Annotated in this window: 12 protein-coding genes; 6 read left to right on the top strand and 6 right to left on the bottom strand. The window is 66.9% G+C overall.

The genetic code is table 11. The features are described 5' to 3' along the window. Positions 1 to 9: 9 nt before the first annotated feature. The 3 genes from AM586_RS16635 to AM586_RS16645 all read right to left on the bottom strand — a co-directional run bounded on the left by AM586_RS16635 (position 10) and on the right by AM586_RS16645 (position 3,601). Positions 10 to 1,824, bottom strand: a complete 1,815-nt coding sequence (locus tag AM586_RS16635) for a DUF885 family protein (RefSeq protein ID WP_052234138.1) — start codon at positions 1,822 to 1,824, stop codon at positions 10 to 12. 87 nt (positions 1,825 to 1,911) lie between these two features. Then, positions 1,912 to 3,051 (bottom strand): branched-chain amino acid ABC transporter substrate-binding protein, encoded by a 1,140-nt coding sequence (locus AM586_RS16640; protein WP_052234137.1) that lies wholly within the window; start codon positions 3,049 to 3,051, stop codon positions 1,912 to 1,914. Between the two features lie 64 nt (positions 3,052 to 3,115). Beyond that, a complete protein-coding gene (locus tag AM586_RS16645; RefSeq protein ID WP_052234136.1) occupies positions 3,116 to 3,601 on the bottom strand; it encodes an Lrp/AsnC family transcriptional regulator in 486 nt (161 codons plus the stop codon). Positions 3,602 to 3,764: 163 nt separating this feature from the next. Here AM586_RS16645 and AM586_RS16650 point away from each other — a divergent pair, with 163 nt between their 5' ends. From AM586_RS16650 to AM586_RS16665, 4 genes are all read left to right on the top strand, one after another. Then, a complete protein-coding gene (locus tag AM586_RS16650; RefSeq protein ID WP_052234135.1) occupies positions 3,765 to 5,864 on the top strand; it encodes an aminotransferase class V-fold PLP-dependent enzyme in 2,100 nt (699 codons plus the stop codon). A 164-nt stretch (positions 5,865 to 6,028) separates the two neighbouring features. Then, the gene (locus AM586_RS16655) at positions 6,029 to 6,916 is read left to right on the top strand and encodes an outer envelope protein (protein WP_052234134.1); all 888 of its coding nucleotides are present in this window, start codon (positions 6,029 to 6,031) and stop codon (positions 6,914 to 6,916) included. Between the two features lie 96 nt (positions 6,917 to 7,012). Next, entirely contained in the window at positions 7,013 to 8,695 is a 1,683-nt protein-coding gene (locus AM586_RS16660) for a CehA/McbA family metallohydrolase (RefSeq protein WP_052234133.1), read from the top strand. An 89-nt stretch (positions 8,696 to 8,784) separates the two neighbouring features. After that, positions 8,785 to 10,422: a serine hydrolase gene (locus AM586_RS16665; RefSeq protein ID WP_052234132.1), complete on the top strand. Its 1,638-nt coding sequence runs from the start codon at positions 8,785 to 8,787 to the stop codon at positions 10,420 to 10,422. Between the two features lie 18 nt (positions 10,423 to 10,440). On the opposite strand, the gene AM586_RS16670 is transcribed toward AM586_RS16665, so the two are convergent. The 3 genes from AM586_RS16670 to AM586_RS16680 all read right to left on the bottom strand — a co-directional run bounded on the left by AM586_RS16670 (position 10,441) and on the right by AM586_RS16680 (position 13,774). Beyond that, on the bottom strand, positions 10,441 to 11,373 hold the full coding sequence (locus tag AM586_RS16670) for a hypothetical protein (RefSeq protein ID WP_052234131.1): 933 nt from the start codon (positions 11,371 to 11,373) through the stop codon (positions 10,441 to 10,443). A 2-nt stretch (positions 11,374 to 11,375) separates the two neighbouring features. After that, positions 11,376 to 12,911: a S1C family serine protease gene (locus AM586_RS16675; RefSeq protein WP_082439377.1), complete on the bottom strand. Its 1,536-nt coding sequence runs from the start codon at positions 12,909 to 12,911 to the stop codon at positions 11,376 to 11,378. Positions 12,912 to 12,997: 86 nt separating this feature from the next. After that, positions 12,998 to 13,774, bottom strand: coding sequence for a class I SAM-dependent methyltransferase (locus tag AM586_RS16680; RefSeq protein ID WP_052234372.1), 777 nt, complete (start codon positions 13,772 to 13,774; stop codon positions 12,998 to 13,000). 320 nt (positions 13,775 to 14,094) lie between these two features. Here AM586_RS16680 and AM586_RS16685 point away from each other — a divergent pair, with 320 nt between their 5' ends. Both AM586_RS16685 and AM586_RS16690 read left to right on the top strand, forming a co-directional pair. Continuing rightward, positions 14,095 to 15,732: a TldD/PmbA family protein gene (locus tag AM586_RS16685; RefSeq protein ID WP_060566617.1), complete on the top strand. Its 1,638-nt coding sequence runs from the start codon at positions 14,095 to 14,097 to the stop codon at positions 15,730 to 15,732. A gap of 15 nt (positions 15,733 to 15,747) precedes the next feature. Next, positions 15,748 to 17,085 carry a TldD/PmbA family protein gene (locus AM586_RS16690; protein WP_052234130.1) on the top strand — a complete coding sequence of 446 codons (1,338 nt, stop codon included), beginning with the start codon at positions 15,748 to 15,750 and terminating at the stop codon, positions 17,083 to 17,085. The last annotated feature ends 46 nt before the right edge of the window (positions 17,086 to 17,131 follow it).

The following is a 17,131-nucleotide window of genomic DNA, read 5'->3' on the forward strand; positions in this document are numbered from 1 at the left end:
CTTGCTACGTCATTTGGACTCGGCAATCCACCGATCCACCTTCTTCTCCAGCAGCGCCAGCGGCAGCGTACCTTCGCCCAGCACGATCTCGTGGAATTTCGGCAGGCTGAACTTCGGCCCCAGGGCCGATTCGGCGCGGCGGCGCAGTTCCTGGATCTTCAGGGAGCCGATCTTGTAGCCCAGCGCCTGGCCCGGCCAGGCCATGTAGCGTTCGGTCTCGCTGCGTGCGATCGATTCCGGATAGCCGAGGGTCTCGCGCATGTACTGGATCGACTGCTCGCGGGTCCAGCCTTTCGCGTGCATGCCGGTGTCGACCACCAGGCGCACGGCGCGCAGCATCTCGTCGTTCAGGTGGCCGAAATAATCTTCCGGCTTGTCGAACAGGCCCATCTCCTTGCCGAGGGTTTCGGCGTACAGCGCCCAGCCTTCGGTGAAGGCGTTGTTGCCGCCGAACTTGCGGAAGTTCGGCAGCTCCAGCTCCTGCATCAGGGCGATGTGGAAGTGGTGGCCCGGCTGGCCCTCGTGCAGGAACAGCGTCACCATGCCGGTGCTGCCGTACTGGGTCGGGTCGTTCACGACCGACCAGAACACGCCCGGACGCGAACCGTCCACCGCCGGCGGCGTGTAGTGGTCGGAAGCCGTGGCGCGCGACAGTTCCGGCTCCAGGCGCAGGTCGAGCGGGGTCTTCGGACGCAGCGTGAACAGCGCCGGCAGCTTGGTGTTCAGCTGGGCGTTCAGCTTGCGGTAGACGTCGATGATCTCGCCTTCGGTCTTGAACGGCTTGTACTTCGGCTGCGACAGCACCCAGGTCGGCAGGCCGGCGGCCGGGCCGTCGTAACCCATCTGCGGGCCGATGCGCGCGTATTCGCCCTGGATGCGCGCCACTTCCTTCAGGCCGATCTGGTGGATCTGCTCCGGCTGCAGGTCGGTGGTGGTCTGGCTCGCCACGCGCACCAGGTACCAGTCCTTGCCGTTCGGCAGGGCGCTCCAGCCGGTGCTGGTGCGGCAGGCCGGGATGTAGTCCTTTTCGAGGAAGGCGGCCAGGCGGGCCAGCGCGGGGTTCAGCTTGCCGGCGATGGCGGCGCGGTAGCCGGCCGTCAGCTTCTTCCTGTCGGCCTCCGGGAAGGAAGCCGGCAGTTGCTTGATCGGGGTGTAGTAGATGCTGTCTTCCGGCTTGTCCGCCACCAGCTTCTTGAACTGGGGCAGGGCGGACAGCATGACGGCCTTCGGCTGCACCACGCCGCGCTTCATCCCTTCGCGCATGTTCGCGATCGCCTGGTCGATCCACGGGCCGAGCTGGTTCAGGCGGCTCAGGTAGGCCTGGTAGTCCTTCACGCTCGACAGCGGCTGGGCGCCTTCGCCGCTCGAGTAATTCGCCAGCGTCACCGGCAGGCTGTCCATCTGGTTGAGCGGCAGCAGGTGCTCGGGGAAGGGCTCGAAGCGCAGCGCCGTCGCCAGCTCGTAGTCAAGGATGTCGTAGCTGGTCTGGTCGCGCTGCGACAGGGCCTCGCGATGGATCGTGTGCAGGCGTTTCAGGTAGCCCTTGTAGCGCGCGAACTGGGCGGCCCGGTTCTTGGCCGAGATCGACATGCCGATCTGGTCGGCAAAGCGGTTGTCGCCGCTCTCGCCGGCCGAGACCGGGTCGAAGCGCGCCAGCGCATCGTAGTACTCGTCGCCCAGCTTGTTCAGGCGCTGCGATTCGGCGTTGGTGCTCGCGGCGGTGGTCTTGGCGGCGGCCGGTGCAGCGGTGGAGACGGCGCCGGCGGGCGCGCAGGCCAGTGCGGCGGCGCAGGCGATCGCGCCCAGCTTCAGGATGTGATTCATGTGTGTTCCGTGCTTTGAAATGAATAAGGCGGCGACAAGGATAACCCTTGCGCCGCCTGCGGCCCAGTCTTTACGGGTGCTTGTTGATCAATAGCTCGCCAGCGGCGCCAATGCGCCGTCCTTGAAGGTGTACACCGTCACCGCAGTCTTCTTCAGGTTGCCATTCGGGTCGTAGCCATAGGTGCCGGCCACGCCCTGGTAGCTCATGGTGTGCAAGGCTTTGCTTACCGCGGCCGCGTCGACCGTGTTCGCATTCCTGATGGCCTGGGCGATGAACATCGTCTGGTCGTAGAAGGCCGGTGCGTAGACGTCCGGATCGCGCTGGAAGCGCTGCTTGTAGCGGGTTTTGAACGCCGGGCCGCCGGGCTGTTTGTCGAGCATGGCGCCGGCCTGGGCGCACAGCACGTTGCCGCCGACGGCGTCGCCGCCCAGCTTGGCCATCTCCGGGCTGCACAGGGTGTCGCCGCCGAGCAGGCGGACGTTCGCCAGGCCGAGCTGCTTCATCTGGCGCGCCATCGGCGCCGCCTGCGGCGCATAGCCGCCAAAGAAGATCGCGTCGACCTTCTTCGCGCGGAAGGCGGTCAGGATCGAGGCGAAGTCGCTGGCCTTGTCGGTGGTGAACTCGCGGCCGGCCACGCTCAGGCCGGAGGCGCGCGCCTGCTTGGCGAATTCGTCGGCGATGCCCTGGCCGAATGCGGTGCGGTCGTCGATCACGCCGACGGTCTTGATCTTCAGTTCCTTGGCCGCGTAGGACGCCATCGAGCCGCCGACCTGGTTGTCGCTGGCGACGATGCGGAACACGTTCGGATAGCGCGACTGGGTGATCTTCGGATTGGTGCCGACCGTCGACATCAGCATGCCGGCATCGTTGTAGACGCGCGACGCGGGAATCGCGACGCCCGAGTTATACGGGCCGAGCACGAACTTCACGCCGGCGTCGGCGAATTTCTGCGCCACGTTCACGCCGGCCTTGGGGTCGCCCTGGTCGTCTTCGGACATCAGTTCGAAGCGGAGCAGCTTGCCGCCCACTTTCAGCTTCTGCGCGTTGAGTTCTTCGACCGCCAGGCGCACGCCGTTTTCATTGTCCTTGCCGGCGAAGGCGTTCGCGCCCGAGAGGGGGCCGCTCACGCCGATGCGCACCAGCTGGTCCTGCGCCTGCGCGGAAGCGCCGAACGCCGTCAGGGCCGCGGCCAGCGCCAGCGGCGCAATCTTGAATTTCGATGGCATTACCAGTCTCCGTTATGTTCCAACGGGCGCCATCATCGCATGATTCGGTAGGCCTGGAACAGCGTCAGGCGGCGAGCCCGTGCGAAATCAGCTCCAGCGGCAGCGCCGTGGTGCACTTGATCTGTTCCATCGAGAAGGCCGAGGAGACGCCGGCCAGCTGGGCCGTCTTGATCAGCTTCTTGTAGAAGCGGTCGTAGCCTTCGATGTCGGTGGTGACCACCTTCAGCAGGTAGTCGATGTCGCCGCTCATGCGGTGGAATTCGAGCACCTCGGGCAGGGACACGACGGCCGCGGCGAAGCGCTCCAGCCATTTTTCGTCGTGTTCCTTGGCGCGCACGCTGACGAAGACCGTGACCGGCAGGCCGACCTTGTTGCGGTTGACGATGCTGACGCGACTCTCGATATAACCCTCTTCCTCCAGACGCTTGACGCGCTTCCAGCAGGGAGTGCTGGACAGCCCGACTTTCTCGCTCAGACCGGAAATCGACAGGGTAGCGTCCGCTTGCAGGGCGGCAAGAATCGCGCAATCGTATTTGTCGAGTGAATTCATTTGGTTTATGCAGTAAGAATGAGAATGTCAGTTCTTCTTTGAAGCGAAAACTAAGGAATTTTAGTACATCTTATTCTGCGTCAGCCCCTAACATATTACTCAACTATAGCCCCTTGTGCGCAAATTATTTTTTGTTTTTAGCAATCTTTCCGAGATTTAATTCATGAGTCACGACCTCTACCTCGACGCCAACGCCACCTCGCCGGTGCTGCCTGCCGCCGCCCGCGCCGCCCTCGACGCGATGGAAGCCTGTTTCGGCAATCCGAGCAGCAGCCATGCGACCGGCCTGCGCGCCCGGGCCCTGCTCGACGCAGTGCGGGCGCGGGCGCGGCGCGTGCTGGGCGCGGAAACGGGCAGGGTGCTGTTCACCAGCGGCGCCACCGAGGGGATCCAGACCGCGGTGCTGTCGGCGCTGTGCGCGGTGCGCGAGCGGCAGGCCGCGGGAGAGGCCTGCGGCGACCTGCTGCTCTACGGCGCCACCGAGCACAAGGCGGTGTCGGAAAGCCTGGCGCACTGGAACCGCCTGCTCGCTACCGGCTTGACCCTGTGCGCGCTGCCGGTCGACGGCGCCGGCCGCCACCGCCTCGATTTGCTGCGCGAACTGGCGCCGCGCGCGGCGATGGTCTGCACCATGGCCGCCAACAACGAGACCGGCGCCGTCTCCGACCTGGACGGCATCGCCGCCGTGCTGCGCGAGCATGCGCCGCGCGCCTATTGGATGGTCGATTGCGTGCAGGCCCTCGGCAAGCTGCCGCTGACGCTGGCGAACACCCGCATCGACTACGCGCCGTTCTCCGGCCACAAGCTGTATGCGCCGAAGGGCATCGGCATGCTCTACGTGCGCGAGGGCGCGCCCTACACGCCCCTGATGATCGGCGGCGGCCAGGAAGCGGGCCAGCGCTCCGGCACCGAGAACATGGCCGGCATCGCCGCGCTGGGCGCCGTGCTGGCCGCGCTGGAAGAGGGGACGACCTTCCGCAGTCACGCCGAACTGGCGGCAATGCGCGAGCGCGTGGCGGCCAGCCTGGCCGACGCGTTTCCCGGCATCGTGTTCAACGCGCCCTTCGACCTGACGCTGCCGACCACCCTGAACTTCGCGGTGCCGGACATGGCCAGCAAGGACCTGCTCGACCTGTTCGACGCCGCCGGCGTGCGCGTCAGCGCGGGTTCGGCCTGCTCGGCGGCGAAGGCCGCGCCCAGCTACGTGCTGGAGGCGATGGGCCTGCCGTCCTGGCGCGCCAGCGGCGCCGTGCGCCTGTCCTTCGGGCCGCTGGCGACCGAGGAATTCATCGATGAAGCCTGCGCGCGGATCCGCCGCTGCGGCCAGGCGGCGCGCCTTCCGGCGCTGGCGCCGTCGCGCTTCAGCGGCGACAGCCGCGGCCTGCTGCAGCTCGGCGCCGGTGGACAGCACGGCTGGATCCCGTTCGACGCCGTTGCCGGCGCCTGCGTGCTGATCGATCCGCCGGCCGGGATGGCGGCGCGGATCGCGGCCCAGGTCCGGGGCAGCGGCCTGCGCGTACTGGCCGTGCTGGGCACCGGCGCCGACCCGAGCGGCGCGGATGCGCGCGCGGCCCTGCGCACGGCCCTCGGCCTGGACAGTCATGAAACGGGCGCGCTCGGCTGGCCACGCGACGGCGCCGGCGAGACGGTGGCGCTGGCCGACGGCCGCGCCGCGCCGGCGATCGCGATCGGCGACGAGGTGCTGGTGCGGCTGGCGATGGCGGATGGCGGCGCCGCCTACCTGCTGGGCCCCGCGCGCGGCGGCCGGCTGGACGCCGCGGCGGTGCGCCTGGCCTTCACCGGCGGGATCGCGCTGCGCGAAGCGGACCTGCAGGACCTGGCGCGGCTGATCGATGGCGCGACGGTGCTGTGCCATGGCGCCGACATCGGCGGCGTCTCCTGCGGCACGGCGGCGCGGCAGCGCGCGGCAGCGTCGGCGCAGGCGGAATCGGAAGCGGTGCAGCAGCTGCAGCCGGAGCGCCTGCACGCCTTCCTGCGCGCGCACGAGGATGCGTTGCTGGTCGACGTGCGCGAAGCCTGCGAGCGCGAAGCGGGCGGCATGCGCCTGCACGGCATCGAGGCGCAGGCGGTGCCGCTGTCGCGCCTGGCCGAGCATCTGGGCGGCTTGCTGGCCGCACCGCGGCGTCCGCTGGTATTCGTCTGCCGCAGCGGCAACCGCAGCGCGCGGGCGGCGCTGTGCCTGCAGCGCCTGGGACATGCGCAGGCCTGGAGCCTGGCCGGCGGCCTGGCCTTGAGCGTCTAAAAAACCCTCATGGCGGCGTTGCGTCGTCTCGTCGTACAACGCATCACGCACCGGCAGGGCTTTGGCATTCACGCCACAAGCCCTTAACGGCGGGGGGGCTTCCAGCTACACTAGCGTTATCTCGGCATGCCGATAACCCCCACTTCACGAAAACAGAGAACAAGATGAGCGAACGTACGAGCGTCGCGGCCCTGGCCGCGTTCGGATTCCTGGCCATTGCCGCAAGCACCGCACTGCCGGCAACGGCCGCCGACTGGAGCGATACGGCGATCAGCTGGCGCTACGGACAACGCTTCCGCGAGCCCTTCAACCCGTCCGACATCAAGAAGAACATCTTCGCGCTGACCCACGCCAGCGGCTACAAGTACGGCTCGAACTACTTCAACATCGACCTGCTGCAGTCCGACAGCAACGACCCGGGCTCGCTGAACCAGACCGAAGGCGCGCAGGAAGCCTATATCGTCTACCGCCACACGCTCGACATCGGCGCACTGCGCGGCGCCCCGATCAGCTACGGTCCGGTGAAGGGCCTGGGCCTGGTGCTGGGCTTCGACTGGAACACCAAGAACGACGTCGGCTACAACTCGCGCAAGCGCATGCTGGTCGCCGGTCCGACCCTGATGTGGGACGTCCCGGGCTTCCTCAACACCGGCATCCTGCTGCTCCGCGAGAGCAATGCGCCGAGCGGCGCCTTCCCGCCGATCTCGGAAGTGCGCAGCCGCTATACCTACGACTACCACCCGATGTTCTCGGCCAGCTGGGGCATCCCGATCCCGGACAGCTGGGCCAGCGGCCTGTCCTTCGAGGGCTACCTGAACTACATCGCCGCCAAGGGCAGGGATGAAGTCGGCAACGGCACCGGCGCCGAGACCAACCTCGACATGCAGCTGATGTATGACATCGGCAGCCGCTTCGGCCAGCCGAAAAACCGCTTCCGCGTCGGCCTCGAATACCAGTTCTGGAACAACAAGTTCGGCAACACCGCGGCCACCACCGGCAACCGCGGCCAGCGCGCCAGCACGCCGATGGTGCGCGCCGAGTACCATTTCTGAGCTGGCTGTACTTTTGTCAATTAACTAATAACAATTTGACATCGGCATGATCCGATGATCAAGATGGGGGCTTGATGCAATTGCAAAAATTGCATCATGAAAACCTCATCCCCATCCCCCTTCCTGGCCTGGACCCGCTGCCTCGTACTGGCAGCGGCCAGCTTCTCCCACTTCACCGCCGCCGCCGCTGCTCCACCTTCAGCTCCAGCTCGGCATGAGCACCAGGAGTTCGAGGCGACGCTCGCTGCGCCCTACCACGGCGAGCGCCGCGGTCTCGACGCGCGCACCTTCACCCTGTCTTTCGACTACCCGGGCCTGCTGGGGCGCCGCGATGTGCACTGGCGCCTCGAGCTGGTGGCGCCTTCGGGCCGGCCGGTGCGGCGCTGGCAGGGGCAGGCGACCCTGTCCGGCCGTCCGGTCGACGTGCCGGTGCGCTGGCCAGGCTTGCAGGGAAACGCGCCGGCCAGGCGCTCGCTGGCGCCCGGCGTGTACCGGGTGCGCCTGCACGCCGCGGCCGGGAGCGAGGAAGTCGAGCAGTCCTGGGACATCGTCGTCGGCAGCCCGCCCGCGCCCGCGCTGCCGGGTTTCGTTCCCTTGCGCAGCCGGGGCGCGGTCCTGCAGGCCGCGCCGGCGCCGGACGCGCTGCCCTACACCGTCTATTACGGCAACCTGCACAGCCAGACCCGCGACAGCGACGGCGGCGCCGCCCTCGACGCTTGCCGCGGCGCGCAGGACCCGCAGACCGCGCCTTTCGGGCCGGACGCGGCCTTTCCTTACGCCCGCGAGCATGGCCTGGACATGCTGATGGTCTCCGAGCACAACCACATGTTCGACGGCTCGGACGGCACCAATGGCGGCGCCGATCCTGCGGCAGCGAAGGCGCTGTACCAGGCCGGCTTGCAGGCCGCGCGCGACTTCAACCAAGGGCACCGCGACTTCCTGGCCCTGTACGGCATGGAGTGGGGCGTGATCAGCAATGGCGGCCACCTGAACATCTTCAACAGCGACGAGCTGCTGGGCTGGGAAAAGAACGCCAGGGGCGAGCTGCTGGCCGACGCCGCTACCCCGCGCAGCGACTATGGCGCGCTGTACACGCTGATGCGCAGGCGGGGCTTGATCGGCCAGTTCAACCATCCTTCGCTGAAGGACCAGTTCAAGGTGAACGGCGTGCCGCTGGCCTACACCGAGGATGGCGACGAAGCGATGGCGCTGTGCGAAGTCATGAACACCTCGGCCTTCTCGACCAACGACAAGGAAGCGGAAACCCGGCGCAGCAGCTTCGAGGCGGCCTGCAACAAGCTGCTGGAAGCGGGTTATCACCTGGCCTTCAGCAGCAACCAGGACAATCACTGCGCCAACTGGGGCGCCGCCTATACCAACCGCACCGCGGTGCTGGTCCCGAACGGCGAGGCGCTGACCCGCGACAGCTTTGTCGCCGCGGTCCGCGCGCGGCGCGTGTTCGCGACCATGGACAAGGAATCGCAGCTGGTCTTCAGTGCCAACGGCCACCTGATGGGTGAGCGTTTCGACAACCTCGGGCCGCTTCGATTCAGTGTGCAGTTCGCGAACGGCGCCGGCCGGCGCGCGGCATCGGTGGCGATCATGGAGGGTGTGCCGGGCCGGAACGGCGCGGTGACCCAGCTGGCCGGCGAGGCCTCGGTGACGGTCACGCCCTCGCCCGGCCGACATTTCTATTACGCGAAGCTGACCCAGGACGACGGCAGGGTATCGTGGTCGGCGCCGGTGTGGGTCAACCAGTTACCGGAGGAGCAGCCTTGAAAGCTATCGGGACAAGGACCGAAGTGCTATCCTGCTCGCGCTCCGTTTATTCAGCCCAGCTTCCAGTCAAGGATCTACCCGTGCTCTCCATGAACCGCATCGCAGCAGCCCTCCTGATCGCATTCTCCGGCGCCGCCCTGGCGCAGGCTCCCGCCTCTGCTCCAACCGCCGTCCCGGCATCGGCCGCCGTGGCCAGCCCGGCGACGATCCAGCTCGCCAGTCTCGACGCCGACGTCGAACGCGTCATGAAGCTGTTCGACGTGCCGGGCATCGCCATCGCCATCGTCAAGGACGGCCAGGTGCTGACCGCGCGCGGCTTCGGCGTGCGCAAGCTGGGTGCGCCCGAGAAGGTCGATGGCAAGACCCTGTTCGAGGTCGCGTCGAACTCGAAGGCCTTCACCGCCGCGGCGCTGGCGATGCTGGTCGACGAGGGCAAGCTGGCCTGGGACGATCCGGTCACCAAGCACCTGCCGGACTTCCAGATGTACGACGCCTACGTGACCCACGAGATGACGGTGCGCGACCTGCTGACCCACCGCAGCGGCCTGGGCCTGGGCGCCGGCGACCTGCTGTGGTGGCCGACCACCAGTTTCTCGACCGACGAGATCATCCACAAGCTGCGCTATATCGCACCGAGCACCAGCTTCCGCAGCAGCTACGCCTACGACAACCTGCTGTACATCGTGGCCGGCAAGATCATCGCCGCGAAGTCCGGCAAGACCTGGGGCGAGACCATCCACGAGCGCATCCTGGCGCCGGTCGGCATGGCCAGCACCACCACCAGCCTGGCGGAAAACGCGGGTAACCCGAACGTCGCCAACGCCCACAGCAAGATCAACGACAGGATCGCCGCCGTGAAGGCGATGCCGGTGCCGAATGCGGTCGGCGCGGTCGGCATCAACACCAACGCCGAGGACATCGCGCGCTGGATGAACGTGCTGCTGGCCGGCGGCAAGCTGCCCGCAGGCGCCAAGGCGGGCGCCGACGGCAAGGAAGCGCGCCTGTTCAGCGCCAAGCAGGCGCGCGAGCTGTGGACTGCACAGACGCCGATGCGCACCGGCGAACCGAACGCCAGGCTGGCCGCGACCAAGGCCAACTTCGCCGCCTACGGCCTGGGCTTCCAGCTGCGCGACTACCACGGCCGCCTGCTGGCCCTGCACAGCGGCGCGCTGCAGGGCTTCTATTCAAAAGTGGTGATGGTGCCGGAAGAGAAGCTGGGCATCGCGATCCTGACCAATGCCGAGAGCGGCGGTTCGCTGAACGCGCTGCAGTGGCAGCTGCTGGGGCGCCTGGTGGACCACGACGACAGGACCGACTGGATCGGCGCCGTCGCCGCGGTCGAGGAAGAGATGCACGCCAAGGAACAGGCGCGCCTGGCCAAGACCGGCGCCGCGCGCGCCGCCAAGTCCCAGCCCTCGCTGCCGCGCACTGCCTACGACGGCGACTACCAGGATCCGTGGTATGGCATCGCCTCCATCAAGCACGTGGGGGGCAAGCAGGTGCTGTCGCTGTCGCGCACGCCCGACCTGACCGGGGAGCTGGAGCACTTCCAGCACGATACCTTCATCGTGCACTGGAAGGAGCGCAACTTCAACGCCGACGCCTACGTGACCTTCGCCCTGAACCCGGACGGCAGCATCGAGCGCATGAAGATGCAGCCGATCTCCACCGAGACCGACTTCAGCTACGACTTCCAGGACCTGAACTTCACGCCGGTGAAGAAGTAAGCCTGCGCGGGGGCGGGCTCAGATCGGCGGCACCGGGTTAAAGCCCGACACCGCCCGGTACTTCCCGCTCCCGTAACGCAGCACCTGGCGCTGGTCGACCGGCGCCGGGGGCGCCAGGTAGGCTTCGGCGCGGCTCATCGCGCCCTGGTAGCGGACCACCAGGTCGCCCGGCTGCTCGTGCGAGGCGTCGACGGTCCAGCTGCTTTCGATGGCGTAGCAGTCATGGCTGTCCGGCCGGCCGCCGGCGGGCGCGGAAACCGGCGCCGACGCCAGCGCCGGCGTACCAGGTTTCACCAGCGGCTGCAGGCGGCGCGCGCAGTCGGCTGTGCTGTCGGCATTGCTGCCGGACAGCGCCAGCTCGACCGCCGGCTCGCGCCGCACCGCGCCCTTGTCCACTTCGTACAGCGCCATCCAGGTGCCGCAATAACCATCCCAGCAGCTGCCGTATTCGATGCCGATGCCCTGGCGCTGCGCCGACAGCGCGACCGCCTGCACATTCGCCGTGCCATTGAAGCCGCGCCAGGCGAACACGCCCTGGCGTCCGATCAGCGTCCAGGCGCCGCCACGCTGCTCGAACTGGTAGGAAGCCAGGGCCATCGGGGTCAGCTGGGAAGCCGCCGGCTTGCCGTCCTCGCCGGCCGGCGCCAGGCCGGCAATCAACATGAGGCGGCCGTTGTCGAGCCGCAGCACCAGCTTTGGTTCGGCAATCACCCGTACCTGTCCGGCGCTCCAGCCGTCCCGGCCCGCACCCGGCGCCGGGCCGGGCAGGGACACGGTCTGCACGTGCGCCGAAGGATGGTCCGTCCAGCCGGGGAAGGCCAGGGCCATCAGGTGGTCCGGCGCCAGCGGCGCGGACGCCGCGCCGGGCGCGTTGGCGGCGCCGGCCCCCAGCACCGATGCCGCCGCGAGGACGGCGCACAAGCGGACGGTCCGCTGCTGCAGTTTTGCCATGCTCAGATCTTCTTGCCGTTCCAGACTTCCATCATGTCCGGCGAGCCCTGGGAGCGGATCCCGTTGTCGGACAGGATGTTCTCGGTGGCGCCCAGCATCTCCTTGCGCGGCAGGACCATGGTCTCGCCCTCGCGCTGGTCGAAGCGGATCACCAGCATATCGTCCTTCAGGTCGCGCAGCAGGGCCACCAGGTGGCGCAGGCTGCGCACCGGCACGCCGTTGACCGACTCGACCACGGAGCCCATGCGGTTGCTGTAACCGGCCACCAGCTTGTGCGGGAAGAAGGGCGAGCTGATCACCACCAGTTCCTCGTGCTGCGCATCGGGGGCTTCGCCGCGGCGCGTCACCAGCGGGCTGGCGTTGAACGCGAAGGCGTTCAGCGCCGACGCATTCGTGTTCATGAAGGACAGGTATTCGGCGGTAGCGCGCGAGAACACGATCGGGCCATACACGAAGTAGGACGGGTAGCCGCCGTGCAGGTCGGGGATCAGGAGCTGGCGCGGGCCGCTCACCGGCACCTGCAGCTGCAGGGTCTTGCCATCGCGGATCACGGTCAGCGGCACCTTGCCGTCCTTTGCGACCTGCTGCACGCGGTACTGGAAGCGCACCCGCAGGTTCGGGCCCAGCTTGACCATGGCCTGGTTATCCACGGGGTAGTCGCCGATGCGGGTGATGACGTCCCATTCCTTCAGCGGATAGGCGGCGTCGCTGCGGTGCGGGCGGTGCACGATCGCGCCCTCGACCGACTTGTCGAGCTTCAGGTACTGGCGCAGCACCGGGTTTTCCAGGGTCTGGATCGAGTCGAGCAGGAGCGGCTTGCCGTCGTAGCGGCCGTCCGCGACGTCGCTCAGGAACAGCTCGATCTCCTCGTTCGGGATCACGTAGCCGATGTTGTTGGCGCCGGCGATGCCGGAGAAGGCCAGGCCGATCATGCGGTCGCCGGCAATCACCGGGCCGCCGCTGTTGCCGGGGTTGATCGGGGCGTCGATCTGCACCCGCAGGCCGGCGTTGCCGTAGCCGTAGGGGACGAATTCGACCCGCGAGACGATGCCCTTGGTGATCGACAGCGAGCTGCCGCCGACCGGGTAGCCGTAGGCGAACACCTGCTCGCGCACATCCGGCAGCACGCTCGCGCGCGGCAGCGCCGCATGCTTGTCGAAGAAGGATTCGTCGTCGAGCTTGAGCAGGGCGAGGTCCATGCCGCGCGCCACCGCCACCACCGTGGCGCCGACCTTGTCGCCGTCCTCGCTGGCCTGGACCTGCACCTGGCTGGCATAGCCGACCACGTGGGCATTCGTGAGGATGCGCCTGCCCTCGATGATCACGCCCGAACCGGTGACGTCCTGCGGCGTGGCCTTGGTCCACGGTTTGTAGGGGTCGGGCCGGCGCAGGGTCGAGAAGATCTTGACGACCGAATTCTCGACGTGGGAAGCGATGGCGGGCGCGGTCGGCGCGGCCTTGGCCTTGCTGTCCTGCGCCTGGGCGGCGAGGCTGGCGGCGGCGAGCAGGACTGCTGCAGCGATACGGGAAAATGTCATGCGTTTCTTAAATGTAAAAGATTGCGGATCGACTATACACCGTGAAGCTGCGTAAAAGTTCACAAATACTCACCGCCGCGTGACAATCACGGCTTCACGAACTTGAGCGTCATGCGGTCGCTCTCGCCGATGGCCTGGTACTTGGCGCGGTCTTCGTCGCGGTTGGTCAGGGTCGGCGGCAGCGCCCACACGCCGCCCTTGTGGTCGGCCTTGTCCTTCGGATTGGCGTTGATCTCGGACTTGCCGGCCAGCCTGAAGCCGGCGCTCTCGGCCATCTTGATCACATACGACTCGTGGACGTAGCCGCTCGTGGCCTTGGCATCCTGCGGCATGGATTCCGGCAGGCGGTGGTCGGTCACGCCCAGCACGCCGCCCGGCTTGAGGCTGGTGTACAGCGCCTTGAACATGTCCTTGACCTTGTCGTCGCCCAGGTCGACAAAGTTGTGCACGTTGCGGAAGGTGAGCACCATGTCGACGCTGTTCGGCGGGGCGAAGTCGTAGACGCCCTTTGGCGGACTGAAGGGGGCCCGCACGACCTTGTCATAGACCGCCGGGTTGGACTCCAGCAAGGTCCTGGAGATGGCGCCGGCGCCGATCAGCTTGCCGTCCTGGCGCAGGTAGGGCGCCAGGATCTCGGTGTACCAGCCGCCTTCCGGCAGCAATTCGACCACCGTCATGGTCGGCTTGATGCCGAAGAAAGTGAGCGTTTCGTAGGGATGGCGCCAGCTATCGCGCGCCACGTTGGCGCTGCTCCGTTGGCTGCCCGCGATGGCGGCGCGCAGCTGGCTGTCGTCCGCCTTGTCGGCCAGTGCCGTGCCGGCCAGGCCAGCGCCCAGCAGGACGGCCAGGATGAATCGTTTCATGTTCTTCTCCAGGATCGGTGGCGCCGACGCCATGCCGGTGCCGCGCGACGATCATCGGCCAGTCGATAGTTGTCGTCAAGTAAAGATTGCATACGTATCAAACGCGTCCGGCGGACACTGCCCGGACACGGGCGGACACGCGCCAGCCGGACACTCCCGGGCAGCCTCATTCCGGCAGCGGACACTCAGGCGCATGGCATAAAGATTGCCTATTCAAAAACTTTGCTTGCTGATATGGTTCAGCAGCTAGAGAAGAAGACAAGCGCAATAAAAACCAGAGCGGTCCGCCCGCCGGGCCACTGTCCACCTCAGGAGACGTCATGGAACGCCGTACCTTCCTCAACATCAGCAGCCTGGCTTTCGGCTCGATGCTGGTGCCCGTCTTCGGCCGCGCGATCGCCGCCGAAGAGCTGCTCAATCCGATGCCGGCCGCGGCCAGGAAAATGCTGGCCGATACCGCCCTGGGCGCCGCCACCAAGGCCGGCGCCAGCTACTGCGACGTGCGCATCGGCCGCTACCTCAACCAGTACGTGATCACCCGCGACCTGAACGTCGAGAACGTGGTCAATACCGAGTCGGCAGGCATCGGCGTGCGCGTGGTCTGCAACGGCGCCTACGGCTTCGCCGCCACCAACGACATGACCCCGGACGGCGTGGCCGGCGCGGCGCGCCAGGCGGTGGCGATCGCCAAGGCGAACGCCAAGCTGCAGTCCGAACCGGTGCAGCTTGCACCGGTCAAGGGCGTGGGCGAGGTGGCCTGGGCCACGCCGGTGCTCAAGGACTGGCGCACCGTGCCGATCAAGGAAAAGGCCGAGCTGCTGATCGCCGCCAACAAGGCCGGCATGGACGGCGGCGCCAACTTCATGCAGTCGATGCTGTTCCAGGTGAACCAGCAGAAGTACTTCGCCTCCACCGACGGCTCCTACATCGACCAGGACATCCAGCGCCTGTGGGCGCCGCTGACCGCGACCGCGGTCGACAAGGCGACCGGCAAATTCCGCTCGCGCCAGGGCCTGTCGGCGCCGGTCGGGATGGGCTACGAATACCTGTCCGCGCGCAAGGAAGACAAGATCAAGGCCGCCGGCGGCATCGCCACGCTGTACACCAAGTCGTACGACATCGTCGAGGACGCGCGCGCGGCCGGCCGCGACGCCAAGCGCAAGTTGACCGCCAAGAGCGTCACCCCGGGCAAATACGACCTGGTGCTCTCGCCGGAACACCTGTGGCTGACGATCCACGAATCGGTCGGGCACCCGACGGAGCTGGACCGCGTGCTGGGCTACGAGGCCAACTACGCCGGCACCAGCTTCGCCACCCTGGACAAGTGGGAGTCGAAGAAATTCAACTACGGCTCGCCGCTGGTGAACATCGTGGCCGACAAGACCACCCCGGGCTCGCTCGGCAACGTCGGCTACGACGACGAAGGCGTCAAGTGCAAGCGCTGGGACATCATCAAGGACGGCGTCCTGGTCAGCTACCAGGCCACGCGCGACCAGGCTCACATCATCGGCAAGACCGAATCGGACGGCTGCTCGTACGCGGACAGCTGGAGCAATGTGCAGTTCCAGCGCATGCCGAACGTTTCGCTCCAGGCGGGCCAGAAGAAGATGACTCCAGACGAGATGGTCAAGGACGTCAAGAAGGGCATCTACATCGTCGGCGACGGCTCGTTCTCGATCGACCAGCAGCGCTACAACTTCCAGTTCGGCGGCCAGCTGTTCTACGAGATCAAGGACGGCAAGATCGGCCAGATGCTGGAAGACGTGGCCTACCAGTCGAACACCCAGGACTTCTGGAATGCCTGCACCGCGCTGTGCGACGAACGCGACTGGCGCATGGGCGGCTCCTTCTTCGACGGCAAGGGCCAACCGCCGCAGATTTCCATCGTGTCGCACGGCGCCTCGACCGCGCGCTTCAACGGCATCAACGTCATCAACACCGCCCGCAAGATCGGCTAAGGCAGGGAGACCCACATGACCATCCTGACCCAGGAACAAACCAAGCATATCTGCGACCGCGTGCTGTCGCTGTCCAAGGCCGACGAATGCAGCGTCAACGTGAACGGCAGCCGCCAGGGCAATATCCGCTTCGCGCGCAACGCCGTTTCCACCGCCGGCCTGGCGGAAGACACGAATATCGCGGTGCAGGTCGCCTTCGGCAAGCGCCAGGGCACCGCCACCATCAACGAGTTCGACGACAAGTCGCTGGAAAAAGTCGTGCGCCGCGCCGAAGACCTGGCCAAGCTGGCGCCGGAGAATCCGGAGTTCATGCCGGCCGTCGCCAAGCAGAACTACCGCAGCTCCGAGACCTTCAGCAAGAAGACCGCCGCCATCGATCCGGAATTCCGCGCCCAGGCCGCCGCCTACGCGATCGAAGCCTGCCGCAAGAACAAACTGGTGGCCGCCGGCTTCTTCACCGACAGCACCTCCTTCTCCTCGGTCGCGAACTCGAATGGCGTGTACGGCCACCAGGACGAGACCGGCTTGGACTTCACCTGCACGGTGCGCACCGAGGACGGCCGCGGCTCCGGCTGGGTCAAGCGCTCGGCCACCGACGCCGCACGTTTCGATCCACGCGAAGCGGCCGACGTGGCGATCGAGAAGGCGCTGCGCTCGGTCGATGCGAAGGCGCTGGAGCCGGGCCGCTACACCGTGATCCTGGAGCCGGCCGCCACCTCCGAGCTGCTCGGCTTCATGCTGTTCGGCTTCGACGCGCGCCAGACCGACGAAGGCCGCAGCTTCCTGTCGAAGAAGGGCGGCGCTTCGCGCCTGGGCGACAAGCTGTTCGACAGCCAGGTCAACATCTGGGCCGACCCGTGGAATCCGGACGTGCCGGTGCTGCCCTGGGACACCCAGAACCTGATCGCGCGCGAGCGCATGGACATCATCAAGGACGGCAAGGTCAACGCCCTGAACTACTCGCAGTACTGGGCCAAGAAGAAGGGCGTGAAGCCGACCGCGACCCCGGGCAACATCATCATGGCCGGCACCGACAAATCGACCGCCGACCTGATCGCCAGCACCAAGAAGGGCATCCTGGTGACCCGCACCTGGTATATCCGCATGGTCGACCCGCAGTCCGTGCTGCTGACCGGCCTGACCCGCGACGGCACCTTCTACATCGAGAACGGCAAGATCAAGTACCCGATCAAGAACTTCCGCTTCAACGAGAGCCCGGTGACCATGCTGAACAACATCGAGGAAATCGGCAAGCCGGTGATCATCGGCGGCGATGAAGTGCCGTTCCAGATGGCGATTCCGCCGATGAAGGTCCGCGACTTCAACTTCACGTCCTTGTCGGACGCGGTGTAAAAAAGTAGCAGCCGTCGTTCCCGCCTGCGCGGGAACGACGGGCATT

The sequence above is a fragment of the Massilia sp. WG5 genome (assembly GCF_001412595.2).
Classification (GTDB): Bacteria; Pseudomonadota; Gammaproteobacteria; order Burkholderiales; family Burkholderiaceae_D; genus Telluria.